The organism is Streptococcus shenyangsis (assembly GCF_006385785.1).
Classification (GTDB): domain Bacteria; phylum Bacillota; class Bacilli; order Lactobacillales; family Streptococcaceae; genus Streptococcus; species Streptococcus shenyangsis.
This window is the reverse complement of the sequence record NZ_VFSH01000009.1, coordinates 62,185-87,093: the sequence shown is the minus strand read 5'-3', so window position 1 is coordinate 87,093 and position 24,909 is coordinate 62,185. Positions and strand designations below refer to the sequence as shown.

27 protein-coding genes and 2 pseudogenes are annotated in these 24,909 nt (G+C 41.5%); 23 read left to right on the top strand and 6 right to left on the bottom strand.

Annotated features, from left to right (window positions below; translation table 11 throughout):
- A pseudogene (locus FJR77_RS07565) lies at window positions 1-71 on the bottom strand (transposase); the annotation flags it as partial.
- 374 nt (window positions 72-445) lie between these two features.
- On the opposite strand from FJR77_RS07565, the gene FJR77_RS07560 reads away from it, so the two are divergent.
- Both FJR77_RS07560 and FJR77_RS07555 read left to right on the top strand, forming a co-directional pair.
- The gene (locus tag FJR77_RS07560) at window positions 446-769 is read left to right on the top strand and encodes a potassium channel family protein (protein WP_001253404.1); all 324 of its coding nucleotides are present in this window, start codon (window positions 446-448) and stop codon (window positions 767-769) included.
- A complete protein-coding gene (locus tag FJR77_RS07555; protein ID WP_140860099.1) occupies window positions 766-1,815 on the top strand; it encodes a DUF389 domain-containing protein in 1,050 nt (349 codons plus the stop codon). Before FJR77_RS07560 ends, FJR77_RS07555 begins: the two co-directional genes overlap by 4 nt.
- Before the next feature lie 243 nt (window positions 1,816-2,058).
- Here the strand turns inward: FJR77_RS07555 and thrS are convergent, their stop codons facing one another.
- The 3 genes and pseudogenes from thrS to FJR77_RS10350 all read right to left on the bottom strand — a co-directional run bounded on the left by thrS (window position 2,059) and on the right by FJR77_RS10350 (window position 4,699).
- Entirely contained in the window at window positions 2,059-4,002 is a 1,944-nt protein-coding gene (thrS, locus tag FJR77_RS07545; protein WP_000608345.1) for a threonine--tRNA ligase, read from the bottom strand.
- A gap of 40 nt (window positions 4,003-4,042) precedes the next feature.
- Window positions 4,043-4,251: pseudogene (locus FJR77_RS10470) on the bottom strand (hypothetical protein).
- A gap of 73 nt (window positions 4,252-4,324) precedes the next feature.
- Window positions 4,325-4,699 carry a hypothetical protein gene (locus FJR77_RS10350; protein ID WP_235888724.1) on the bottom strand — a complete coding sequence of 125 codons (375 nt, stop codon included), beginning with the start codon at window positions 4,697-4,699 and terminating at the stop codon, window positions 4,325-4,327.
- 204 nt (window positions 4,700-4,903) lie between these two features.
- On the opposite strand from FJR77_RS10350, the gene rpsO reads away from it, so the two are divergent.
- The 6 genes from rpsO to FJR77_RS07500 all read left to right on the top strand — a co-directional run bounded on the left by rpsO (window position 4,904) and on the right by FJR77_RS07500 (window position 10,411).
- Window positions 4,904-5,173, top strand: coding sequence for a 30S ribosomal protein S15 (rpsO, locus tag FJR77_RS07525; RefSeq protein ID WP_001018251.1), 270 nt, complete (start codon window positions 4,904-4,906; stop codon window positions 5,171-5,173).
- 893 nt (window positions 5,174-6,066) lie between these two features.
- Window positions 6,067-6,669: a CadD family cadmium resistance transporter gene (locus FJR77_RS07520; protein ID WP_140834080.1), complete on the top strand. Its 603-nt coding sequence runs from the start codon at window positions 6,067-6,069 to the stop codon at window positions 6,667-6,669.
- A 235-nt stretch (window positions 6,670-6,904) separates the two neighbouring features.
- Window positions 6,905-7,951 (top strand): FecCD family ABC transporter permease, encoded by a 1,047-nt coding sequence (locus tag FJR77_RS07515; RefSeq protein ID WP_061759447.1) that lies wholly within the window; start codon window positions 6,905-6,907, stop codon window positions 7,949-7,951.
- A 1-nt stretch (window position 7,952) separates the two neighbouring features.
- On the top strand, window positions 7,953-8,708 hold the full coding sequence (locus tag FJR77_RS07510; protein WP_061759448.1) for an ABC transporter ATP-binding protein: 756 nt from the start codon (window positions 7,953-7,955) through the stop codon (window positions 8,706-8,708).
- 19 nt (window positions 8,709-8,727) lie between these two features.
- Window positions 8,728-9,738 carry an ABC transporter substrate-binding protein gene (locus FJR77_RS07505; protein WP_140834082.1) on the top strand — a complete coding sequence of 337 codons (1,011 nt, stop codon included), beginning with the start codon at window positions 8,728-8,730 and terminating at the stop codon, window positions 9,736-9,738.
- Entirely contained in the window at window positions 9,719-10,411 is a 693-nt protein-coding gene (locus FJR77_RS07500; protein WP_140834084.1) for an alpha/beta hydrolase, read from the top strand. Before FJR77_RS07505 ends, FJR77_RS07500 begins: the two co-directional genes overlap by 20 nt.
- A gap of 42 nt (window positions 10,412-10,453) precedes the next feature.
- Here the strand turns inward: FJR77_RS07500 and FJR77_RS07495 are convergent, their stop codons facing one another.
- Entirely contained in the window at window positions 10,454-11,203 is a 750-nt protein-coding gene (locus tag FJR77_RS07495; protein ID WP_140834086.1) for a lysophospholipid acyltransferase family protein, read from the bottom strand.
- Between the two features lie 132 nt (window positions 11,204-11,335).
- Here FJR77_RS07495 and FJR77_RS07490 point away from each other — a divergent pair, with 132 nt between their 5' ends.
- From FJR77_RS07490 to FJR77_RS07460, 7 genes are all read left to right on the top strand, one after another.
- Window positions 11,336-13,672 carry a cation-translocating P-type ATPase gene (locus FJR77_RS07490; protein WP_140834088.1) on the top strand — a complete coding sequence of 779 codons (2,337 nt, stop codon included), beginning with the start codon at window positions 11,336-11,338 and terminating at the stop codon, window positions 13,670-13,672.
- Between the two features lie 101 nt (window positions 13,673-13,773).
- Complete coding sequence (locus FJR77_RS07485; protein ID WP_140834090.1) at window positions 13,774-14,451, top strand: tRNA (adenine(22)-N(1))-methyltransferase; 678 nt, start codon at window positions 13,774-13,776, stop codon at window positions 14,449-14,451.
- Entirely contained in the window at window positions 14,438-15,235 is a 798-nt protein-coding gene (locus FJR77_RS07480; RefSeq protein WP_140834092.1) for a Nif3-like dinuclear metal center hexameric protein, read from the top strand. Before FJR77_RS07485 ends, FJR77_RS07480 begins: the two co-directional genes overlap by 14 nt.
- A gap of 16 nt (window positions 15,236-15,251) precedes the next feature.
- Window positions 15,252-16,355, top strand: a complete 1,104-nt coding sequence (locus FJR77_RS07475) for an NAD(P)/FAD-dependent oxidoreductase (protein ID WP_181146616.1) — start codon at window positions 15,252-15,254, stop codon at window positions 16,353-16,355.
- Window positions 16,356-16,361: 6 nt separating this feature from the next.
- On the top strand, window positions 16,362-16,679 hold the full coding sequence (locus tag FJR77_RS10345) for a hypothetical protein (RefSeq protein ID WP_235888723.1): 318 nt from the start codon (window positions 16,362-16,364) through the stop codon (window positions 16,677-16,679).
- On the top strand, window positions 16,658-17,677 hold the full coding sequence (gene galE / locus FJR77_RS07465) for a UDP-glucose 4-epimerase GalE (protein ID WP_024057477.1): 1,020 nt from the start codon (window positions 16,658-16,660) through the stop codon (window positions 17,675-17,677). The genes FJR77_RS10345 and galE overlap by 22 nt, the downstream gene beginning before the upstream one ends.
- Window position 17,678: 1 nt before the next feature.
- Window positions 17,679-18,644, top strand: coding sequence for a glycosyltransferase family 2 protein (locus tag FJR77_RS07460; protein WP_140834097.1), 966 nt, complete (start codon window positions 17,679-17,681; stop codon window positions 18,642-18,644).
- A gap of 63 nt (window positions 18,645-18,707) precedes the next feature.
- Here FJR77_RS07460 and FJR77_RS07455 read toward each other — a convergent pair whose 3' ends face one another.
- A complete protein-coding gene (locus FJR77_RS07455; RefSeq protein ID WP_181146617.1) occupies window positions 18,708-18,911 on the bottom strand; it encodes a ferredoxin in 204 nt (67 codons plus the stop codon).
- A 45-nt stretch (window positions 18,912-18,956) separates the two neighbouring features.
- On the opposite strand from FJR77_RS07455, the gene FJR77_RS07450 reads away from it, so the two are divergent.
- The 8 genes from FJR77_RS07450 (at window position 18,957) to FJR77_RS07410 (ending at window position 24,902) form a co-directional block, all read left to right on the top strand.
- Window positions 18,957-19,439 (top strand): SAG1386/EF1546 family surface-associated protein, encoded by a 483-nt coding sequence (locus FJR77_RS07450; protein WP_181146618.1) that lies wholly within the window; start codon window positions 18,957-18,959, stop codon window positions 19,437-19,439.
- A gap of 8 nt (window positions 19,440-19,447) precedes the next feature.
- Entirely contained in the window at window positions 19,448-20,119 is a 672-nt protein-coding gene (cmk, locus tag FJR77_RS07445) for a (d)CMP kinase (protein WP_140834099.1), read from the top strand.
- Window positions 20,120-20,249: 130 nt separating this feature from the next.
- Window positions 20,250-20,588 (top strand): zinc ribbon domain-containing protein YjdM, encoded by a 339-nt coding sequence (locus tag FJR77_RS07440; RefSeq protein ID WP_001061582.1) that lies wholly within the window; start codon window positions 20,250-20,252, stop codon window positions 20,586-20,588.
- A gap of 2 nt (window positions 20,589-20,590) precedes the next feature.
- Complete coding sequence (locus FJR77_RS07435) at window positions 20,591-21,220, top strand: Pr6Pr family membrane protein (protein WP_140834101.1); 630 nt, start codon at window positions 20,591-20,593, stop codon at window positions 21,218-21,220.
- A 318-nt stretch (window positions 21,221-21,538) separates the two neighbouring features.
- Complete coding sequence (locus FJR77_RS07425) at window positions 21,539-22,690, top strand: MFS transporter (protein WP_140834105.1); 1,152 nt, start codon at window positions 21,539-21,541, stop codon at window positions 22,688-22,690.
- A gap of 260 nt (window positions 22,691-22,950) precedes the next feature.
- The gene (gene truA, locus FJR77_RS07420) at window positions 22,951-23,700 is read left to right on the top strand and encodes a tRNA pseudouridine(38-40) synthase TruA (protein ID WP_061759460.1); all 750 of its coding nucleotides are present in this window, start codon (window positions 22,951-22,953) and stop codon (window positions 23,698-23,700) included.
- Entirely contained in the window at window positions 23,690-24,463 is a 774-nt protein-coding gene (locus FJR77_RS07415) for a bifunctional hydroxymethylpyrimidine kinase/phosphomethylpyrimidine kinase (protein ID WP_140834107.1), read from the top strand. Before truA ends, FJR77_RS07415 begins: the two co-directional genes overlap by 11 nt.
- Entirely contained in the window at window positions 24,441-24,902 is a 462-nt protein-coding gene (locus tag FJR77_RS07410) for an ECF transporter S component (protein WP_140834109.1), read from the top strand. The genes FJR77_RS07415 and FJR77_RS07410 overlap by 23 nt, the downstream gene beginning before the upstream one ends.
- Window positions 24,903-24,909: the final 7 nt, after the last annotated feature.

Sequence of the window (24,909 nt, the reverse complement as noted above, 5' to 3'; positions counted from 1 at the left end):
AGCTTCTCTAAGCTATATCCTTGTTTTCTAAGTTCATAGATCTGAACTTTATCATCATAAGTTAATTTCATAATAAAAACACCCCAAAAGTTAGATTTTTTCTGTCTAACTTTTGGGGTGCAGTTCAGTATCAAGGTTCTTCTGATATCGTTTTTCTTCTTCGGATAAGGATACAAAAATTTCTTCCTTTCTCTATCTTTTAAATTAATTGATTTCTTCAGAGAAAGACTGTAAAATTTTTGATATAATGTTAAGAAGGGACTGATTCAAGACAGTCATATCTGGTCTTTCTTCCAGTCATTTTTCAAACAATATCAGTTGATAATCAGCTTAAATCAGATCTATCAGTTTGTCTATCTTTCTCTGATGGAGATCATGTCCTATCTTCACTTTGATTATTGGAAAAAACGGCTCGGTCAGGAGCTAGTATGAATAAGGAGAACAAATGAGACGTTTAAAAATGTTATGGCATATTATACAGGTTACGGGTTTTACTCGGTTTGCTCTGAGTTTTGTGACCTTTGTTTTTGGGTCAGGAGGCGTGCTTTTCCTAGTTGAACCTGCTATCACAAATTACGGAGACGGTCTTTGGTATGCTTTTGTGACTTCGACGACTGTCGGCTACGGGGATCTCCTAGCTGTGACCTTGATTGGAAGGATTACCAGTGTCTTCTTGACGATTTATGGGCTCATATTTTTTGGCTGTTTATCAGCTGTTATTATTAATTATTATACCGATTTAAATAAGGAAAGAGGAGAGGACAAATGACTGCCAATTATTCAACACGGGAATACCGTGAGAAATTATATGATGATCTTCATGTTCGATTAAGAGATACAGTGATTTTGATGTGTGCGATTTTTATTGCCTCTATAGGTTTAAATATGAATTCAACAGCTGTCATTATTGGAGCCATGCTGATTTCCCCTCTTATGACATCGATTGTTGGACTCGGATTTGGTTTAGCTATTTTTGATACGCGTTTAATCAAGCAATCTTTAGAGGTTTTATTTACTCAAATATTGGTCAGTTTGCTTGTCTCGACTTTGTATTTCTGGATTTCCCCCTTATCTTATGCAAGTAGCGAGTTGATTGCACGAACCTCTCCAACCATTTGGGATGTTCTCATTGCTATTGCTGGTGGGATAGCAGGTGTAATTGGGTCAAGGAAAAAAGAAGCAAACAATATCGTGCCAGGAGTAGCCATTGCTACAGCTTTGATGCCGCCTATCTGTACTGCTGGCTATGGTTTAGCTAATGGGAATGTACGATTTTTATTGGGGGCTCTCTATCTTTTCTTGATCAACTGTGTCTTTATCATGCTAGCCAACATTGTTGGAACAAGAATTTTGATGAGAAAATCTCCTTTAACTTCATTTAAAGAGCTGAGCATTAAAATGAGAATTGGCTTGATTTCTTTGATTGTATTGTTGATTCTTCCAGCTAGCTATTCGGCAGTTACTCTGACAATAGAACAAGCGCGAAAAGAAGGAATCAAACAGTTTGTAGGAAAAGAGTTCGCCAATCATACGGTCATTAATCAAGTCTACAAGTCAAGGAACAATGAATTGGTCTTGACGGTTGTTGGAGATCCGATTTCAGAAGAAGAATTAGAAACGCTCCACCAAAAACAAGCCTCTTACGGTATTCAATCTGTTCAATTGAAAGTCAATCAAGTTCATAATTCGACAAAATTAGACAGTGATTCGACCAAGGAATTTTATGAAACCATTAACAAGTATATCGATCAAAAACTCTCTGAAAAGGATTCACAAAAAGATCTCGTAAAAGAAAATGAAGCAGACAAGGATTGAGGATACTGACTTTATCTAACTCATGAAAGTAAATCTTGTGTGGTGGTTTGGTCAATCACTACTAGCTCGGATTAAATAATACTCTTCGAAAATCAAATTCAAACCACGTCAGCGTCGCCTTACCGTACTCAAGTACAGCTTGCGGCTAGCTTCCTAGTTTGCTTTTTGATTTTCATTGAGTAAAAATATAAAAAGCAACAGCTGTTTCAGTTGTTGCTTTTTAGGTAGCTAGGATTTTATCTCTTATTTCTCAACGCGTGATTTGTTGGCGATATCAGCTAGGATAGCTTGAACAAAGTCATCAACTGAGACAGTTTGTGTTTCTTTTTGGCCATAGCGACGAACGTTAACAGTTCCGTCTTCCATTTCCTTGTCCCCAACGATCAATTGGTAAGGAATCTTGCTTGTTTGTGACGCACGGATCTTGAACTGCATTTTTTCATTGCGCTCATCTACATCTGCACGGACACCACGGTCACGGAGTTTTTTAGCTACTTCCCATGCGTAGTCCACGTGTTTTTCGTTAGATACTGGGATGAGAGTTACTTGGTGAGGTGCTAGCCATGTTGGGAAGGCACCCTTGTAGTTCTCAATCAAGATAGCTGTGAAGCGTTCCATAGTTGAGATAACTCCACGGTGGATCATAACTGGACGGTGCTCTTCACCATCAGCTCCGATATATTTAAGGTCGAAGCGTTCTGGAAGCAAGAAGTCAAGTTGGATAGTAGAAAGAGTTTCTTCTTTTCCAAGAGCGGTCTTAACTTGAATATCCAATTTTGGTCCGTAGAAGGCTGCTTCACCTTCGGCTTCAAAGTAGTCCACGCCCATTTCATCAAGGGCTGCACGAAGCATGGTTTGAGCATTTTCCCACATCTCATCGTTGTCAAAGTACTTGTGAGTATCTTGAGGGTCACGAAGAGAGAGGCGGAAGCGGTATTCAGTCAAGTTGAAATCTTCATAAACATCGATAATCAACTGAAGGGCACGCTGGAATTCTTCTTGGATTTGTTCTGGAGTCACAAAGAGGTGACCGTCGTTGAGTGACATTTCACGTACACGTTGAAGACCAGTGAGGGCACCAGATTTTTCATAACGGTGCATCATACCGATTTCAGCAATACGGATTGGCAACTCACGGTAAGAATGAACATGGTGTTTGAAGACTTGGATGTGGTGCGGACAGTTCATTGGACGAAGGACAAATTCTTCCCCGTCACCCATGTCCATAGTTGGGAACATATCTTCTTGGTAATGATCCCAGTGACCAGAAGTCTTGTAAAGTTCAACAGAAGCAAGTGGTGGAGTATAGACGTGTTGGTAGCCAGAAGCCAACTCTTTGTCTACGATATAGCGTTCCAATTCACGACGGATAGTTGCACCATTTGGCAACCAGAATGGAAGTCCTTGTCCAACTTCTTGAGAAATCATGAAGAGGTCAAGCTCTTTACCAAGTTTACGGTGGTCACGTTCTTTGGCTTCTTCACGCATTTGAAGGTAGTTTTTCAAGTCTTTCTTGTCAAACCAAGCTGTACCATAGATACGTTGCATCATAGCGTTGTCGCTATTTCCACGCCAGTAAGCACCTGCTACATGGAGAAGGTGGAAGATTTGGATACGGCCTGTTGAAGGGACGTGTGGGCCACGGCAAAGGTCTACATATTCACCCTGACGATAGATAGTCAAACCGCCTTCGTCTTCTGAGTGTTCTTCAATCAATTCCAACTTGTAAGGGTCGTTTTTAAAGATTTCACGTGCCTCGTCTTTAGTCACTTCTTCACGGATTGATGGGAAGTTTTCTTTGACAATTTTTTGCATTTCTTCTTCGATACGAGGAAGGTCTTCGTTAGAGATTTGACCAGCTGTGTTGTCAGTATCGTAGTAGAAGCCGTCCTCGATGGCTGGACCAACACCCAAGTGAATGTCTGGGAAAAGACGACGAGCTGCTTGGGCAAACAAGTGAGCGGCTGAGTGACGCAAGATTGGAAGGGCATCTTCGTGGTCAGGTGTCACAATTTCGATGCTTCCATCTTCAGTGATAGCACGAGTAGTGTCGATGAGTTTGCCGTTAAATTTACCAGCCAAGGCTTTTTTTGCTAGGGAATTGCTGATAGATTGGGCAATTTCAAAAGTTGTAACGCCAGATTCGAATTCACGAACAGCGCCATCTGGGAAAGTAATGTTAATCATGATGTTCTCCTTACTTATATTATTGACGAATGTGTTAACCCTATTCTGAAAACAGGGACAGAGGACTGTGAAAGCTAGAAAAACAAAAAGCGACATCCTCGAAAGGACGTCGCAACGTGGTTCCACCTTCATTTATGTTCCTCAAAAAAGAGGGACACCTCTGATTGGCTCTAACGTGGCCACCGTTTTATGTTTTCATAAAAAACTCAAGAGTAGTATCAGTTTAGGCTTCCTATGCGTTTCCAGCAACCACGCACTCTCTAGTAGAAAGGGACTAAGTGACTTGTCTCTATGGATTATTATAGCATGATTGTGAGATTTTTCAAGGATTTTGTGAAAGTTTTTTGTTTTTCATTTTTTGTAGAATATACTTGATACCAATACCGGAAGCCATGCCCACCAGAGCAAAGATTTCATAGGCTAAAAAGTAAAACCAGATAAATTCACCAAAGGTTATGATAGTAAAGCAAAAGAGCAGTCCGTTACCAATTAACCACCAAAGTGAGAAACGGAGACGATAGCTATAGAGTAGCGATACAATCAAGATTACCAGAGGTGTAAAGAAGAGAAGATTGTTTATATAGAGTCCCTTGAGCAAAAGGGGGTCAGAAATAATTAGTGATAACAACTGATAAAGTGGCCAATAAAAGAAAAATATGACCAGATAGTAGGGGAGATGGGAATAGAATCTACGCATGATAATCACCTCGTTTTAAAAAACAGACAACTTGGATTTCTTGCTATGATTATTATAGCATGTTTAAAACAAGAAAGTAAATCTGTTGACAAAGAAGTTAGTTATTGGTAGAATAGGGATTGTCGTAAAGACAAATAACTTCTTCTTGGTTACAGGCATGCCAACCTGTCACTCGGATGAAGCCAAATAAAAAGGAGAAACATCATGGCAATCTCAAAAGAGAAAAAAAATGAAATCATCGCACAATATGCACGTCACGAAGGTGATACAGGTTCAGTAGAGGTTCAAGTTGCTGTCCTTACTTGGGAAATCAACCACCTTAACGAACACATCAAACAACACAAAAAAGACCACGCTACTTACCGTGGATTGATGAAAAAAATCGGTCGCCGTCGTAACTTGCTTGCATACTTGCGTAAAAACGACGTTAACCGTTACCGTGAGTTAATCAACTCTCTAGGACTTCGTCGTTAATTCAAGATACAAAGGCCGTCAAAAGCACAAAGCAAAAATAGGAAAATTGACGAAGAAACTTTAGTTTCTAGGAAATTTTATCTTTTTTGCCAAGTGCTTAGGCCGTGTTCTGTTGAGCATATCTTGATAATGAAGCTACTCTAAATTGGGTAGCTTTTTTGTATGGATTTTATCCCAATCTCAAATCAGCTCTCTGATTTTCAGAGGGCTTTTTACGTTGTCACCTTACCTTGGTATGCTCAAGTATTATCTTTGGTTACGGTTCCTAGCACTGTAAGGTAAAATAAACCAGATCTTCTCCCTTGGGGGAGATTTTTTTGTTTCACTAAAAATTTTGTACAATCTTCGGCTTACCGCCTAATCTAAAACGTTTTATCCAGTAGGAATCATGATGCTAAGGGCGTAAGAAATCCGTATGAAAATAGGGAAAGGACACCGTGTTCGATGAGTGCAAGGAGTTTCATCTTTTTCACTAGGATTTTATCCCAATCTCAAATTAGCTCTCGGACTTCAGAGGACTTTTTTATTTAGGTTTTATCGGTCACAATTTTGGAGACTACAAAAACAGGCACGCTAATCAAGACGGAGTGGATTCAGTTTTATCGGTCACAATTTTGGAGACTACAAAAACCTCAAATGGTATCAGCTAATGACACCATGAAGGTGCGCAGCTACTCGGAGAGCCCACACTTTACGAAGTAAAGTAAAGTATGTTATACTTTACATGGAAGTAGTCACTGAATTCCAGTTAGAAATTACTTTGTAACTACATTTTGAGGAGGAGTAAAATGCTTTCCTACGTTCGACATTACCCACTAGCGATAGCTAAATTAATGTGTCTGTGCTCTCCTAAAATCTGCTGATTTATTACTGACTAATACAGGAGTTTTTTTATGGTACAGACAATCATATCTGCTATTGGTGTTTATATTTCTACCAGTATCGATTATTTAATTATTTTATTTGCACAGCTATCACAGAATAAACAAAAATGGCATATTTATGCGGGGCAATATCTAGGCACAGGCTTACTTGTAGGGGCGAGTTTAGTTGCTGCTTATGTCGTTAATTTCGTGCCTGAAGAATGGATGGTTGGATTGCTTGGTTTAATCCCTATCTATTTAGGGATTCGCTTTGCAATTGTTGGAGAAGGTGAGGAAGAAGAGGAAGAAATTATTGAAAGATTAGAACAAAGCAAGGCAAATCAACTGTTTTGGACAGTTACATTGCTGACAATTGCGTCTGGCGGAGATAATTTAGGTATCTATATACCTTATTTTGCTTCGTTAGATTGGTCACAGACCCTCGTGGCCTTGCTTGTGTTTGTAATCGGCATAATTATCTTATGCGAGATTAGTCGGGTGTTATCCTCTATTCCGTTAATATTCGAGACAATTGAAAAATACGAGCGAATCATTGTGCCCTTAGTATTCATTCTACTTGGACTATACATCATGTATGAAAATGGCACGATAGAGACTTTTCTGACCGTGTAGATTTTTTTGTTTCACTAGGATTTTAGCCCGAGCTCAAATCAGCTCTCTGATTTTCAGAGGGCTTTTTACGTTGTCACCTTACCTCGATATACTCAAGTATTATCTTTACTTACGGTTCCTAGCACTATAAAACCAACTATATTCATTTGTTCTCATCTTGTTCCATTGTTGAAAATATGGTATACTTTTCATGAGAATTTTCTAAATTTTTAAGATTCTATCAAAGGAGGTTTGCATGCTTTCCAAATTTTCTGGAAGCCGACAAGACCAGCAATTTGTGTTACTTTTAGTTGTTTTGCTAGGTATTTTAGGGATTTCTCTCTTTCTAGCAGTTTCAATGGGATCTGTTGCGATTGATCTAGGAGATACCTATCGGATTGTTTTGAGCAGGTTGGGATTTCCTCTTGAGATAGGAGAGGTTTCCAAGTCTACTCTTGCCATTGTATGGAACATGAGATTCCCCCGAGTATTGTTAGGTTTGATAGTGGGGGCTGGTCTTTCTATGTGTGGTAGCGTGATGCAGTCTACAGTGAACAATCCCATCGCAGAGCCTTATGTCTTAGGAATATCTGCGGGTGCAACTCTAGGGGCAACCTTGAGCATCATTCTTGGTTTAAAAGTGATGATTAGCCTTGGAGCTTTTCTTGGCGCTACTTTGGCAACAATTGCTGTCCTCATCATTGCCTCTATGCAGGGAAGGATGACGACTTCTAGTCTAATCTTATCGGGAACGGTGGTCAACGCTCTCTTTCTGGCTTTTTCCAACTTTATTATCTCAGTTGGAGCTAATGCGGATAGTGTGATGACCATTAAGTTTTGGACCATGGGCTCGCTCGCTGGGACTTCCTGGTCTGACTTGGTCCTGCCAACTATAGTGGTAGGAATAGCCTTTCTATTTTTCTCTACCCAGTATCGTGTTTTCAATGCGATGATGATGGGAGATGAGGCTGCTTTAACTTTGGGGATTCCCTTACGCTTTTATTGGTATCTTTATGTGACAATGGTGGCTGTGCTGACAGCAGTCTTAGTGGCAACCTGTGGAATTATTGGATTTGTCGGTCTGATTACTCCACATTTAGCTCGAGGGTTAGTAGGAACGAATTACAAGAGGCTTTTTCCCGTTGCAACCTTGCTGGGTGCCCTCTTTGTCATCTGGGCAGACGTACTCTCTCGTATCATCATTCCAAACGCAGAGCTTCCTATTGGTATTTTCACAGCCTTAGTAGGTGCTCCCTTCTTTATTTACATTGTTGGAGGTAGGCGAAGGGAGGTGAGGGTCTGATATGGACTTGATTTGTCAGGATATCCACTTTGGACTAGGAGAGAAAAAAATCCTCAAAGGAGTCTCTCTTAAGGTTGAAGGGAATCAATTTCACACGATATTAGGACCAAATGGAAGCGGGAAAACCAGTCTACTTAAACTCCTCTATCGTCAGGAAAAGGCGGACAAAGGCTTGATAAGCCTAGATGGAAAGCCTCTGGAACAATGGACGCTCAAAGAAACAGCCAAGCAAATGGCGGTCGTCACCCAGTTTAATCAATTGCAGTTTGATTGTACAGTTGAGGAAATCGTCTTGCTGGGAAGAACGCCCCATCTCTCTTTTTTACAGAAGGAAAAGGAAAGGGATTATGCGCTCGTTCAAGATGCTCTCGTCAAGGTAGATATGCTCGAGAAGAAAACTCGTCTCTATTCGTCTCTGTCAGGGGGAGAGAAACAACGAGTCTTATTAGCCCGCGCCTTGGCACAAGAACCGACTCTCTTGCTCCTGGACGAACCAAGCAATCACCTAGATATCAAGTATCAGCTAGACTTGTTAGCCATTGTGAAGAATCTCAAGGTCAATGTTTTAGCTGTCCTACATGATATTCAACTTGCTTGTCGCTATTCGGATTATCTCTATCTGATGAAAGAGGGGGAAATCCTGTACCAAGGTACTCCAAAGGAGACCATCACCCCTGAGTCATTGCAAACTGTATATGGAGTTCAAAGTCAGGTGACTTGGACCGAGGATCAGCAAGCCATGATTCACTATTTATAAAAATGAAAAGGAAAATAAGATGAAAAAAACACTAAGCATTTTACTGGTAACAGTAGCTACCTTAACTTTGGCAGCTTGTGGTAACACTACTACAGAAAAAGCTACCACACAATCTAGCACAGAAACAAGTCAAAAGGCTAACGCAGAGACGACTTATCCGCTAACTATCAAAACTTATGATGCTAAAGGAAATGAAGTCGAACAAGTTTTTGACAAGACACCTGAAAAAGTTATTACAAACAATCTTTCAACCACTGAAATCTTATTGGAGCTAGGCTTGAAGGATAAAATTGCTGGCATGCTCAACCCTGACAATGCTGTAACAGATAAATATAAGGACGCGATTGCGACTATTCCTCAAATTGGCGATAAAAAAACAGTCTCACAAGAGACAGTTCTTTCTTATGAGCCAGACGCTGTGATGGGTCGAAACATGATGTTTTCTGAAAAATCCTTGGGGACAGTTAGCACTTGGAATGAAAACAAAATCCCAGTTTATACGCAAAAAGCTTCTCTCTCAACGATTCAGCAAGATTTGGGAAATATTGTAGAAGATGTTAAAAATCTTGGAATGATTTTTAATGTTCAGGATAAGGCTAATGAATACGCAGCCCAATTACAAACTAAAATTGACGCTGTTAAGAAAGCAAACCCAGCAAGTCAAGGTGAAAAGAAAAAGGCTTTGATTATGGTTGCTTATAATGATGAAACCTTCGGTGCCTACAAGTCTGCTTTGCAAGAAAGTTTGCTGAACCAACTTGGTTATACAAACGTTGCTACGGGGACATCAGGCTTGACCTTGGAAAATCTCGTATCAATGGATCCTGAATTGATTATCTATGTAACCAGCGATCGCAATAAAAAATTGGATGAAAAAGCAGTAGAGTTGATGAAGGCAAATGCTGTTTTGGAAAGCGTTACTGCTGTTAAGAATCAAAAAATAATGACCATCTCTTACGATGAGTTGATGGATTATGGTCCAGCAGTGATTGATTCCCTTGAGAAAATCAATGACTTTATCAATAAATAATGAGTTTGATTGGGAAGAAATTCAAGTTAAAATCAGCCTTCCTTCTAACTACGACCCCAATCAAACCTATCCAGCTATTTTATTGAATGATGGGAACTTGGATTTTCTATCGTCTCTTTCCGAATCTGTGATTTTAGTGGGCTTGATCTCTAAAAATCGCCTAGATGACTACACGCCCTGGAAGTCATCTGCTCTGAGAGATGGAGATCCAGATTTTGGAGGTCAGGCCAAGGTCTATCATGATCATTTATTTGGAGGTCTTTTAGACAAGTTGCAGTCGCTTTATCGCCTGGACGAAACTCGCCTTGCTTATGGAGGCTACTCACTAGGTGGTTTGGCGGCAGTCTACAGTCTTTTCAGCTTTGACAAGGTTTCCTGTGTCTTCTCCATCTGCGGTTCCTTTTGGTATCCTGATTTTGTGACTTACTGTAGGGAAGAAAAGGTGAAAAATTTGGACTGTTTGCTGTATTTACAGAATGGTCAAACAGAAGGAGCACACCATACTAATCGCTTGGCTCAAGCACCAGCCTATGCTGAGCAGATTCATACCAGTCTTCAGCAACGTTATCCGAACGGCCAGTTTGTTTTTGATCCTTATGGACACCATGAACAAGTAGCTGAGCGATTTCTAGCCTTTTCCAACTGGTTGGCCCAAAAATGGAAAATTGAATAAAAGAGTTATCCCTTGGCTTTTGCCAAGGGATTGTTGTATTTTTTAACCAAGAGACTCTCTCTTCTTATCTGGATTCCAGATGAAGCTTGCGATGAAGCTAAAGATGATGGTTAGGATAGCGAGGATAATGGCAAGGATGAGGGCAGGGATGCGGATAAACCACCATAGTGGGTTTGGTTTTTTATCATTGTGCCATTGTTTCGTTTCTTGGTCCAGACGTTGGAATTCTGTTTGGATTCGATTGGCGACTGTTTCAATGCCTTCATCATTCATTTTCTTGATATCTGAGATATCTATTGGATTTCCAAAGTTCATATCGACACGCTCGCGGCTAACTAAGCCCTTCAAAGTCATGGGACCTGTGTAGGTAACCGGCATGATACGGACCTTGGCCATTTTGGCAATCAGAGCTACGCCACCCTTGACATCGTTTGAGTGACGGCTCCCACTTGGAAACATGATGAGGGAGCGATCACTTTTTTTAAGGACGTTGATAGGGTATTTGATGGCAGAAGCGCTAGGATTTTCACGGTCGATAGGAAAGGCGCCACACATACGAATCCACCAGCCAAAGATACGGTTGGTAAAGAGCTCTTTTTTGGCCATAAAGATAAACTGTTTCGGCTTGGTCGCAAAGGCCATGTAAACAGGATCCCACCAGGTACGGTGAGGCGCAACCAAAATATAATTTTCATCTTGATTAGGAATTTTATCGGTATTATGATAGTGAGCATTGCCATTGATGGACCATAGGAGTAAGACAACTAATCCACGTAAATAAGTATAGAACATGCGATCTCCTTCGATTATTTTCTTGTTATTATTATACCTTATCAAAGGAGGGCTGGCAAACTTTTCCCTTGACCAGGTACATATTTAGGATGAAATTAGAATTCTTTTAGAAAAAATGATATGATAGAATTTATGGATAAAAATAAGATTATGGGATTAACCCAAAGAGAAGTCAAGGAAAGACAGGCTAAGGGTTTGGTCAATGATTTTACCGCATCGGCCAGTACCAGCACTTGGCAAATCATCAAACGAAATGTCTTTACCCTTTTTAACGCTTTGAACTTTGCCATTGCTTTGGCCCTAGCCTTTGTGCAGGCTTGGAGCAATTTGGTCTTCTTTGCTGTTATCTGCTTTAACGCTTTTTCTGGAATTGTGACCGAGCTACGGGCCAAACACATGGTGGACAAGCTCAATCTTATGACCAAGGAAAAAGTCAAGACTATTCGGGATGGCCAAGAAGTGGCTCTGAATCCTGAAGAATTGGTGCTAGGAGATGTCATTCGTCTGTCTGCTGGAGAGCAGATTCCCAGTGATGCCTTGGTTTTGGAAGGCTTTTCGGAAGTCAATGAAGCCATGTTAACGGGGGAAAGTGATTTGGTGCAAAAGGAAGTTGATGCTTTGCTTTTGTCAGGAAGTTTCCTAGCCAGTGGGTCAGTTTTAGCTCAAGTTCACCATGTCGGTGCAGACAACTATGCTGCCAAACTCATGCTTGAGGCTAAGACTGTGAAACCAATCAACTCTCGTATCATGAAATCGCTGGACAAGTTAGCAGGTTTTACTGGAAAGATTATCATTCCTTTTGGTCTGGCTCTCTTGCTAGAAGCCTTGCTTTTAAAAGGACTGCCTCTCAAGTCATCCGTTGTAAATTCATCGACAGCCCTACTGGGAATGTTACCCAAGGGAATCGCCCTTTTGACCATCACTTCGCTCTTGACAGCGGTGATTAAGTTGGGCTTGAAAAAGGTCTTGGTGCAGGAGATGTATTCTGTTGAGACCTTGGCGCGCGTGGATATGCTCTGTTTGGACAAGACGGGTACCATCACCCAAGGAAAGATGCAGGTGGAGGCCGTTCTTCCACTGACGGAAACTTATGGTGAAGAGGCTATTGCCAGCATCCTGACCAGCTACATAGCCCATAGTGAGGATAAAAATCCAACAGCCCAAGCCATTCGCCAGCGTTTCCAAGGTCAAGTAGCCTATCCTATGCTCTCTAACCTTCCTTTCTCAAGCGACCGCAAGTGGGGAGCCATGGAGTTAGAAGGTTTGGGAACAGTTTTCTTAGGGGCACCTGAGATGTTGCTGGATTCTGAGGTACCAGAAGCCAGAGTGGCCTTGGAGAGAGGTTCACGTGTCTTGGTCTTAGCTCTCAGTCAGGAGAAATTAGACCATCACAAGCCGCATAAACCATCGGATATTCAGGCTCTAGCCTTGCTGGAAATCCTGGACCCCATTCGAGAGGGAGCAGCAGAGACGCTGGACTATCTTCGTTCTCAGGAAGTGGGCCTCAAGATTATCTCTGGTGACAATCCAGTTACGGTATCCAGCATTGCCCAGAAGGCTGGTTTTGCGGACTATCACAGCTATGTCGATTGCTCAAAAATCACGGATGAGGAATTGATTGCTATGGCTGAGGAGACAGCTATTTTCGGACGTGTTTCCCCACATCAAAAGAAACTCATTATCCAAACGCTGAAAAAAGCGGGTCATACAACAGCTATGACAGGGGATGGAGTTAATGATATCTTGGCCCTTCGTGAGGCGGATTGTTCCATCGTAATGGCGGAAGGGGATCCAGCGACTCGTCAGATTGCCAATTTGGTTCTCTTGAACTCAGACTTTAATGATGTTCCTGAGATTCTCTTTGAAGGTCGTCGTGTGGTCAATAACATTGCCCACATCGCCCCGATTTTCTTGATAAAGACCATCTATTCTTTCTTGCTCGCAGTTATCTGTATCGTCAGTGCTTTACTAGGTCGATCTGAGTGGATCTTGATTTTCCCCTTCATTCCAATCCAGATTACCATGATTGACCAGTTTGTGGAAGGTTTCCCACCATTCGTTCTGACTTTTGAGCGAAATATCAAACCTGTCGAGCCAAACTTCCTCAGAAGATCCATGCTCCGTGCCTTACCAAGCGCACTCATGGTCGTGTTTAGTGTTCTTTTTGTTAAAATTTTTGGAGCGAGTCAAGGCTGGTCTGAAATAGAAATCTCAACTCTACTCTATTATCTGCTTGGGTCAATTGGTTTCTTATCCGTATTTAGAGCCTGCATGCCATTTACCCTATGGCGTGTCCTCTTGATTGTTTGGTCAGTAGGAGGCTTCCTAGCCACAGCTCTCTTCCCAAGAATTCAAAAACTGCTTGAAATTTCAACCTTAACAGGACAAACATTACCTGTTTATGGTGTCATGATGTTGGTCTTTACCGTGCTTTTCATCCTGACTAGTCGCTATCAAGCCAGAAAATAAAGAAAGGCTGCAATCTGTGGATTGTGGTCTTTTTAGGTGCAAGATAGCTAGCTGAAATGTGGTATAATAAGAGGTAATAGAGTTTTGGAAAGTGAGAGAATATGATTTCAAAGAGATTAGAATTAGTGGCTTCCTTTGTGCCACAGGGAGCCATTTTGCTAGATGTGGGGAGTGACCATGCTTATTTGCCTATCGATTTAGTCGAAAGAGGAAAAATCGAAAGTGCCATTGCAGGTGAGGTGGTGGAAGGTCCCTACCAATCTGCAGTCAAAAATGTTGAGGCTCACGGCCTAAAGGAGAAAATCCAGGTTCGTTTAGCCAATGGCTTGGCAGCTTTTGAAGAGGCAGACCAAGTGTCTGTAATCACCATTGCTGGTATGGGTGGTCGTTTGATTGCTAGGATATTGGAAGAAGGCTTGGATAAGTTAGCTAATGTAGAACGTCTGATTCTCCAGCCCAATAATCGTGAAGACGATTTGCGTATCTGGTTACAAGAGAACGGATTTCAGATTGTAGCTGAAAGCATCCTAGAAGAAGCTGGTAAGTTTTATGAGATTTTGGTGGTGGAAGCGGGACAAATGAAGTTATCAGCCAGTGATGTTCGCTTTGGACCTATCTTGTCTAAAGATATCAGTTCAGTATTTGTCCAAAAATGGCAAAAAGAAGCTGAGAAGCTAGAGTTTGCCCTCGGACAAATCCCTGAAAAAAATTTGGAAGAACGTCAAGTTCTAGTAGATAAGATTCAAGCCATCAAGGAGGTTCTCCATGCTAGCAAGTGAAGTAATTAACGCATATGAAGCCTTTTGCCCTCAGGAATTCTCCATGGAGGGAGACAGTCGTGGTCTGCAAATTGGAACTTTGGACAAGGATATCCAAAGGGTCATGGTTGCTCTGGATATTCGTGAAGAAACGGTGGCTGAAGCTATTGAAAAGGGTGTGAATTTGATTATCGTCAAGCACGCGCCGATTTTCCGTCCTATCAAAGACTTGGTAGCTAGCCGTCCACAAAATCAGATTTACATTGATCTCATCAAGCATGATATCGCAGTTTATGTCAGCCATACCAATATTGACATCGTTGAAAATGGTCTCAATGACTGGTTCTGCCAGATGCTAGGAATCGAGGAGACGATTTATCTGCAGGAGACAGGCCCTGAACGTGGAATTGGACGTATTGGGAATGTTCAACCTCAGACCTTTGGGGAATTGGCCCAGAATGTCAAGCAAGTCTTTGGTTTAGATAGCCTTCGATTGGTGCATTATCAAGGGAATGATTTGCAGAAGCCTATTTCAAGAGTGGCAATTTGTGGTGGAAGCGGGCAGTCTTTCTATAAGGATGCTTTAGCAAAGGGGGCAGATGTCTACATTACTGGCGATATATATTATCATACTGCTCAGGATATGCTGTCTCATGGCTTGCTAGCATTGGACCCAGGTCACTATATCGAAGTGCTTTTTGTGGAAAAAATTGCAGAGCTTCTTAATCAATGGAAAGAGGAAAAGGGCTGGACTATCGATATTGTACCTAGTCAAGTATCGACCAATCCTTTCCACCATATCTAGTTAGAAAGTGAAAACAATGAAAAAAGTTGCCATTATCGGAGCAGGAATTGTGGGAGCAACAGTAGCCTACTACCTCTCTAAAGAAAGTGACCTAGAGGTAACCGTCTTTGACCATGGACAGGGTCAGGCTACCAAGGCAGCAGCAGGAATTATCAGTCCTTGGTTTTCCAAACGTCGCAATAAAGCCTGGTACAAGATGGCGCGCTTGGGGGCTGACTTTTACGTGGATTTATTAGCTGATTTAGAGAAATCAGGACAAGAAATTGACTTTTACCAGCGTTCGGGAGTCTTTCTCTTGAAGAAGAATGAGTCCAAGTTGGAAGAACTCTATCAACTGGCCCTCCAGCGCAGGGAAGAATCTCCTTTAATAGGGCAATTAGCCATTCTAGACCAAGCATCAGCTAATGAATTATTCCCAGGTTTGAAGGGATTTGATCGCTTGCTCTATGCTTCTGGTGGAGCGAGAGTAGATGGTCAACTCTTAGTGACTCGTTTGCTAGAAGCCAGTCAGGTCAAGCTAGTCAAAGAAAAAGTAACTCTAACACCTTTAGCATCAGGTTACCAGATTGGTGAAGAGGTGTTTGATCAGGTTATTTTGGCGACGGGAGCTTGGTTGGGACACCTGTTAGAGCCTTTAGGTTATGAAGTAGATGTTCGTCCCCAAAAGGGGCAACTCCGAGATTATCAACTTGCCCAAGACATGGAAACTTACCCTGTTGTTATGCCAGAAGGGGAATGGGATTTGATTCCTTTTGCAGGTGGGAAATTGTCCTTAGGTGCTACCCATGAAAATGATATGGGATTTGATTTGACGGTAGATGAAACCTTACTCAAACAAATGGAGGAGGCAGCCTTGCCCCATTATCCAGTTTTATCTAAAGCGACTTCAAGAGCTGAGCGTGTGGGAATCCGTGCCTATACCCGTGATTTCTCTCCTTTCTTTGGGCAGGTGCCAGAATTGGCAGGTGTCTATGCTGCTAGTGGACTAGGTTCATCAGGCCTCACAACTGGTCCTATCATTGGTTACCATCTAGCTCAACTGATCCAAGGCAAGGAGATGACCTTAGACCCTCTAAACTATCCAATTGAAAACTATGTCAAACGGGTAAAAAGCGAATAATACTCAATGAAAATCAAAGAACAAACTAGGAAACTAGCCGCAGGCTGCTCAAAACACTGTTTTGAGGTTGTAGATAGAGCTGGTGAAGTCAGCTCAAAACACTGTTTTGAGGTTGTGGATAGAACTGACGAAGTCAGTAACCATACCAACCTATGGCAGGCGACATTGAAGTGGTTTGAAGAGATTTTCGAAGAGTATAAGCATTTTACTGGAATTTTAGTCTCCCCTCTAGGATGGCAAATGACATTCCCTATCAAAAATGGTAAAATAAGAAAAAATAATCCGAGAATCGAGGAAAGAAGATGCAAGAAAAGATTTTGGTAACGGGTGGGGCAGGTTTTATTGGAACTCACACAGTTATTGAGTTAATCCAAGCAGGTCATCAGGTTGTTGTGGTGGATAACCTTGTCAACAGCAATCGTAAAAGTTTAGAAGTTGTTGAGAGAATTACAGGAGTTGAAGTGCCTTTCTATGAGGCAGATATTCGAGACACAGATACCCTCAGAGATATTTTCAAGCAAGAAGAACCAACAGGGGTCATTCACTTCGCTGGCTTGAAGGCTGTCGGTGAATCTACCCGTATTCCTCTTGCCTACTATGACAACAATATTGCTGGGACTGTTAGTCTTTTGAAGGTAATGGAAGAAAACAACTGTAAAAACATCATTTTCAGTTCTTCTGCGACAGTTTACGGAGATCCGCACACAGTACCCATCTTGGAAGATTTCCCACTTTCAGTGACCAATCCATACGGCCGTACTAAGCTTATGCTAGAGGAAATTTTGACGGATATCTACAAGGCAGACTCAGAATGGAATGTGGTCTTACTTCGTTACTTTAACCCAATCGGAGCCCATGAGAGTGGTGATTTGGGAGAAAATCCAAACGGTATTCCAAATAACCTTTTGCCATATGTAACTCAAGTAGCCGTTGGGAAATTAGAGCAAGTGCAAGTGTTTGGAGACGATTACGATACGGAAGATGGAACTGGTGTTCGTGACTATATCCACGTTGTCGATTTGGCTAAAGGTCACGTCGCAGCTCTGAAAAAAATCCAAAAAGGTTCAGGTCTAAACGTTTATAACCTTGGAACAGGTAAAGGCTACTCAGTTCTTGAAATTATCCAAAATATGGAAAAAGCAGTGGGACGTCCAATTCCTTACCGCATCGTAGACCGTCGCCCAGGGGATATCGCAGCCTGCTATTCAGATCCTGCAAAAGCCAAAGCAGAATTGGGCTGGGAAGCAGAACTCGGCATCACCCAAATGTGTGAAGATGCATGGCGTTGGCAAAGCAAGCATCCAAATGGATTTGAAGACTAAGATGGTGATGTCAATCATTGTCCCCTGTTTAAACGAAGAGGAAGTACTTCCTCTTTTTTATCAGGCTTTGGAAGCTTTACTTCCAGATTTGGAAACAGAAATCGAGTATGTCTTTGTCGACGATGGATCAAGTGATGGAACCTTGGAACTCTTAAAGGCCTATCGGGAACAAAATCCGGCAGTACATTATATTTCTTTCTCTCGAAATTTTGGAAAAGAAGCAGCCCTCCATGCAGGTTTGCAATATGCGACAGGAGATTTGGTGGTGGTGATGGATGCAGACCTCCAAGATCCTCCTAGTATGTTGCTTGAGATGAAAGCTTTACTAGACCAAAATGCAGACTTGGACTGTGTTGGAACACGGAGAACCAGTCGAGAAGGAGAACCCTTCTTTCGCAGTTTCTGTGCTAATCTCTTTTACCGCCTTATGCAAAAAATCAGCCCAGTAGCCCTGCCATCAGGTGTCCGTGATTTTCGCATGATGAGAAGGTCTGTAGTCGATGCCATTTTAAGCTTGACCGAGTCCAATCGTTTTTCTAAGGGACTATTTGCCTGGGTCGGTTTTAAAACCCATTATCTGGACTATCCAAATATCGAAAGGCAGGCTGGCAAGACCAGTTGGAGTTTTAGGCAACTCTTTTTCTACTCTATTGAAGGGATTGTTAATTTTTCAGATTTTCCCTTGATTATAGCCTTCGTAGCTGGTCTCCTATCTTGTTTTATTTCTTTGCTTATGACCTTTTTTGTTGTGGTTCGGACTCTTATTTTGGGCAATCCGACATCAGGTTGGACCTCTCTGATGGCGGTCATTCTCTTTCTTGGGGGAATTCAACTCCTGACCATTGGGATTCTTGGCAAGTACATCAGTAAGATTTATCTAGAGACTAAAAAAAGACCACTTTATCTTATCAAAGAAAAAAGTGACCTTCCTGATTTTACAGAAAAAAATAAAGTGAAAAGACTATAATTTTACATGGAAATATGCTAAACTAGAAAGAGTGAAACGTTCTTGTCAATTTACTATGAAAGATTAGTGTTGATCTTTAATCAAGGCACGTGTCGGACAGTTTCTAATAGCTTCTATGACATCCTGGCTAGGAGAAATTTCTTTTTCTAGTTGGTCAGGGTCATCGTAAAAGCGCACGATTCCATTATCGTGGTAATCAAATAAATCAGAATAAGTTTGGCAAAGCCCACAGGCAATGCAGCGTTCAGGTATAAGTGTGATTTTCATATTTATATTGTAATAAGAAAAGTCAAAAAAAACAAGGAGTAAGGTATGGCAAAAGAACCGTGGCAAGAAGATATTTATGAAAATCAAGAAGAAACAAGATCAGGCCGTCGTTCGAAATCACAGGGTGGTGGAGTTATAGCGAATCGTATCTTGACTATTTTAGCTAGTATTTTCTTTGTAATTGTGGTGGTGATGATTATTGTTCTGATCTATCTGTCATCGGGTGGGAGTAATCGCACAGTAGCTTTAAAAGATTTTCACGATTCTGATGCAAATGTAGTACAGATTTCATCTTCTAGTAGTTCAGAACAGGCATCTTCTAGTTCAGAGGATAAGGAAGAGTCATCTAGTAGCTCAGAACATCCAACAGATCCAGAAGGAACTACAAAAGTTTTGGCTGGAGAAGGAGAAGCAGCCATTGCAGCTCGTGCAGGTATCTCGATTGCTCAGTTAGAGGCCTTGAATCCTGGACATATGGCTACAGGATCTTGGTTTGCTAATCCAGGTGATGTTATAAAAATAAAATAGGAGCCGATATGAAAACAATTCAAATTGCTATTGACGGTCCTGCTTCAAGTGGCAAGAGTACGGTCGCAAAGATTATTGCCAAGGATTTTGGATACACCTATCTAGATACAGGTGCTATGTATCGTGCAGCGACCTACATGGCTCTCAGGAACCAATTAGTAGTTGAACAAGTTGAAGAACTCTTAGACTTATTGGACCAGCATCCAATCAGCTTTGGGCGTTCAGAAACTGGAGAACAGCTTGTCTTTGTAGGGGATGTGGATATTACCCATCCTATCCGTGAAAATGAAGTGACCAACCATGTTTCTGCTATTGCGGCAATTCCTGAAGTTCGTGAGAAACTAGTTTCTCTCCAACAAGAGATCGCCCAGCAAGGTGGGATTGTCATGGATGGTCGTGATATTGGAACTGTTGTATTGCCACAAGCAGAATTGAAAATTTTCCTAGTAGCTTCTGTCGATGAGAGAGCAGATCGTCGTTATAGGGAAAATATCGCCAAGGGAATTGAGACAGACCTTGAAACCCTAAAAGAAGAAATTGCTGCGCGTGACTATAAGGATAGTCATCGTGAGACTTCGCCTCTCAAACAAGCTGAGGACGCTGTCTACCTTGATACAACTGGTTTGAACATTCAAGAAGTAGTTGAAAAAATTAAAGCAGAAGCTGAAAAAAGAATGTAAATATAGAAAAGCCGATAGATTGATATCGGTTTTTTTCTAAATTTGTCAAAATGTTGAATTTAGGGTATAATAGTTGCTGTTCGAGAAATTTTGATTTTCAAAGAATAGTGAATGATGATAAGGAGAAACCATGAATAACTTACCAAATTGCCCAAAATGTAACTCAGAGTATGTCTACGAAGACGGTGCCCTACTGGTTTGCCCAGAGTGTGCTCATGAGTGGAATCCTGCTGAAGTTGCAGATGTAGAAGAGGGTATTGTTGCGATCGATGCCAACGGGAATAAATTGGCTGACGGTGATACTGTAACCCTCATCAAGGACTTGAAAGTAAAAGGTGCGCCAAAAGATTTGAAACAAGGGACGCGCGTAAAAAATATCCGCATCGTGGAAGGTGACCACAATATTGATTGTAAAATTGATGGTTTTGGTGCAATGAAACTCAAATCAGAGTTTGTGAAGAAAATTTAAGCATGTCAAAGCACTATAAACTTGTATTTTATAGCCGTATCTTCTTGTTTCTAGCGGCTTTTACGGGAGTTTATCTTGAAATTGCCAAGCATGGTGGATTTGGGATGCTTCTCTATTATACGGTTCTGTCTAACCTCTTAGTAGCGATTTTTACGCTCTATCTTCTAAAGGTTATGAGCCGTTTAGGTGAAAACTGGCAAAGGTCAAGTCTCTTGCGCTTAAAAGGTGGAGTCACCATGAGTATCATGATTACCTGTGTGATTTACCATTTCCTTTTAGCGCCTATTGCGACTAATTTTTATACTCTAGAAAATTTCCTTTGCCACTATATCGTTCCCCTCTGGTTTTTAGCAGATACCCTCTTTTTTGATAAACAGGGTCAATACAAAATCTGGGATCCAGTTGTGTGGACGATTTTACCCTTGCTGTATATGATTTTTGCTCTTTTTAATGGCTTGGTACTGAAATTAGACATTCCTAATTCTAAGGTCAGTCCTTTCCCTTACTTCTTTTTGAATGTGAACAAGGGTTGGGATGTCGTGTTTAAGTGGTGTCTGATTATCTTTGTTGCCTATATGGTGGCAGGATTTATCTTCTACTTTATCAAGCAAATCAAGAGAAGGTCATCCTAATACTCTTTGAAAATAAAATTCAAACCACGTCAGATTCGCCTTGCCGTATATATGTTACTGACTTCGTCAGTTTCATCTACAACCTCAAAACTATGTTTTGAGCTGACTTCGTCAGTTCTATCTACAACCTCAAAGTAGTGCTTTGAGCAACCTACGGCTAGCTTCCTAGTTTGCTCTTTGATTTTCATTGAGTATAAGATACAAGGGATTCATTTTCGAGTTTAAGAAGGAGTCTACAAACCAATGGGACTTCTTCTTTTCTTGCTTTATAATTCTTAAAAGAGTAGAAGATTAAGAGAAAATATAGAAAGAGATTTCATGAAACAATTTTTAGAACGGGCCAGTATTTTGGCTCTCTCCCTCGTTTTGATTACGTCCTTTTCCATCTCGAGTGCCCTGCCAGCCATGTTTGACTATTATCAAGGTTATCCTAAGGAACAAATTGAGCTCTTGGCGAGCTTGCCATCCTTTGGGATCATGATTATGTTACTACTAAATGGTTTCTTAGAAAAAATATTTCCTGAGCGATTACAGATTAGTTTGGGCTTGCTGATTTTATCACTGAGTGGAACAGCACCCTTTTGGTATCAAGCCTACCCCTTTGTCTTTGGAACACGGATTCTTTTTGGTTTAGGTGTTGGAATGATCAATGCTAAGGCCATTTCTATTATCAGTGAACGTTATCAAGGAAAAACGCGGATTCAGATGTTAGGGCTACGCGGTTCTGCAGAGGTCGTTGGGGCCTCTCTCATTACCTTGGCAGTCGGCCAGTTGTTGGCCTTTGGTTGGACAGCTACTTTCTTAGCCTATAGTGCTGGATTTTTGGTGCTGACCCTTTATCTGCTCTTTGTCCCTTATGGAAAGGAAAAGAAAGAAGTCAAGAAAAAGGAGAAGGAAGCAAGTCGCTTAACTAGGGAAATGAAAGGCTTGATTTTTATCCTAGCTATTGAAGCAGCGGTTGTAGTTTGTACCAATACAGCTATTACCATCCGTATTCCAAGTTTGATGGTGGAAAGAGGACTTGGAGATGCACAGTTATCTAGTTTTGTACTTAGTGTCATGCAGTTGATCGGGATTGTGGCTGGTGTGAGTTTTTCTTTCTTGATTTCTATCTTTAAAGAGAAACTGCTCCTCTGGTCTGGTATTGCCTTCGGCTTAGGGCAAATCGTGATTGCTCTCTCTCCATCCTTGTGGGTGGTAGTGGCAGGAAGCATTCTGGCTGGTTTTGCCTACAGTGTAGCCTTGACGACGGTCTTTCAACTTGTCTCTGAAAGAATTCCAGCTAAACTCCTCAATCAAGCAACTTCATTTGCTGTATTAGGCTGTAGTTTTGGAGCCTTTACGACACCATTCGTTCTAAGTGCAATTGGCTTACTAACTCACAATGGCATGCTCGTCTTTGCCATTTTAGGATCATGGTTGATTGTAACCTCTATCTTTGTCATGTACCTACTTCAAAAGAGAGCTTAGGATTGGTTTCCTAAGTTTTTCTTTTGATACTCAATGAAAATCAAATAGCAAACTAGAAAGATAGCCGCAGGTTGCTCAAAACACTGTCTTGAGGTTGTAGATAAGACTGACGAAGTCAGTTACCTATACCTATGATATCTACGGCAAGGTGAAGCTGACGTAGTTTGAAGAGATTTTCGAAGAGTATGAGATTTTTATACCCAGACAGTATTTGTTTTAGAATCTTGTCTCCAGACTAATTTCTTGATACAATAGAAGTCATGACAAGATATAAAGCAACTATTTCCTATGATGGTTACGCCTTTGCTGGTTTTCAGCGCCAGCCTCATGCGCGTAGCGTTCAGGAAGAAATTGAAAAAACCTTGACCAGGTTAAATAAAGGGCAAGCCATTACTGTTCACGGTGCTGGTAGGACAGATAGTGGTGTTCATGCCCTGGGACAGGTTATTCATTTTGACTTGCCCTACCAGATGGATGAGGAAAAACTTCGCTTTGCCTTGGACACCCAGTCCCCTGAAGATATTGATGTGATTTCTATTGAGCTAGTGGAGGATGATTTTCATTGCCGTTATGCCAAGCATAGCAAGACCTATGAGTTTATCGTAGATAGGGGCCGTCCCAAAAATCCTATGCGTCGTCACTATGCTACTCACTTTCCCTATCCGCTTGATGTGGAACGGATGCAGATGGCAATCAAAAAGTTAGAGGGAATACATGATTTTACAGGCTTTACAGCATCTGGAACCAGTGTGGAGGATAAGGTTCGCACCATCACAGAAGCTAGTCTCAGGGTTGATGAGACAGGACAATTTTTGACCTTTACCTTTTCAGGAAATGGCTTCTTGTATAAGCAGATTCGCAATATGGTGGGGACACTGCTCAAAATCGGAAACAACCGTATGCCAGTAGAGCAGATTGACCTCATCTTGGAGAAAAAGGACAGGCAACTTGCAGGTCCCACTGCAGCACCAAATGGTTTGTATTTAAAGGAGATTCGTTATGAAGAATAATCGTATTTTAGCACTTTCTGGGAATGATATTTTTAGTGGTGGTGGTTTATCAGCAGATTTGGCTACCTATACTTTGAACGGCTTGCATGGCTTTGTAGCAGTGACTTGCTTGACAGCCTTGACAGAAAAGGGATTCGAAGTCTTTCCAACTGACGATGCCATTTTTCAACATGAATTAGATAGTTTGCGTGATGTGGAATTTGCAGGGATTAAGATTGGTCTTCTACCAACTGTCAGTGTGGCTGAGAAGGCACTGGACTTTATCAAGCAGCGCCCAGGAGTGCCTGTGGTATTGGATCCTGTCTTGGTCTGCAAGGAAACGCACGACGTAGCAGTCAGTGAACTCTGCCAAGAGTTGATTCGCTTTTTCCCTTATGTCAGTGTGATTACGCCTAATCTTCCTGAAGCAGAATTATTGGCTGGTCAAGAAATCAAAAGCTTGGAAGACATGAAAACTGTAGCGCAGAAATTGCATGATTTAGGCGCGCCAGCAGTTATTATCAAGGGAGGCAATCGCCTTAGTCAGGACAAGGCTGTGGATGTCTTTTATGATGGACAAACCTTTACAGTCCTAGAAAATCCTGTCATCCAAGGGCAAAATGCTGGTGCAGGTTGTACCTTTGCCTCTAGCATTGCCAGTCACTTGGTTAAAGGTGCTGAACTTTTACCAGCAGTAGAAAGTTCTAAGGCTTTCGTTTATCGTGCCATTGCACAAGCAGATCAGTATGGAGTAAGACAATATGAAGCAAACCAAAACAACTAAAATCGCCCTTGTATCCCTCTTAACCGCCCTTTCTGTGGTTCTAGGTTATTTCTTAAAAATTCCAACACCGACAGGAATTCTAACTCTTTTAGATGCTGGTGTCTTCTTTGCGGCCTTCTACTTTGGTAGTCGTGAAGGGGCTGTAGTCGGAGGACTAGCAGGTTTCTTGATTGACCTCTTATCAGGCTATCCTCAGTGGATGTTCTTTAGTTTGGTCAACCATGGCTTGCAGGGATTTTTCGCAGGATTTAAAGGAAAAACTCAGTGGTTAGGCCTTATCTTAGCAACGATTGCCATGGTAGGGGGTTACGCCCTAGGTTCTACTTTGATGAATGGCTGGGCTGCAGCCCTACCTGAAATTCTTCCCAACTTTTTCCAAAATACAGTGGGGATGATTGTCGGATTTATTTTGAACCAAAGCATCAAGAAGATAAAGTAAAAAGTTA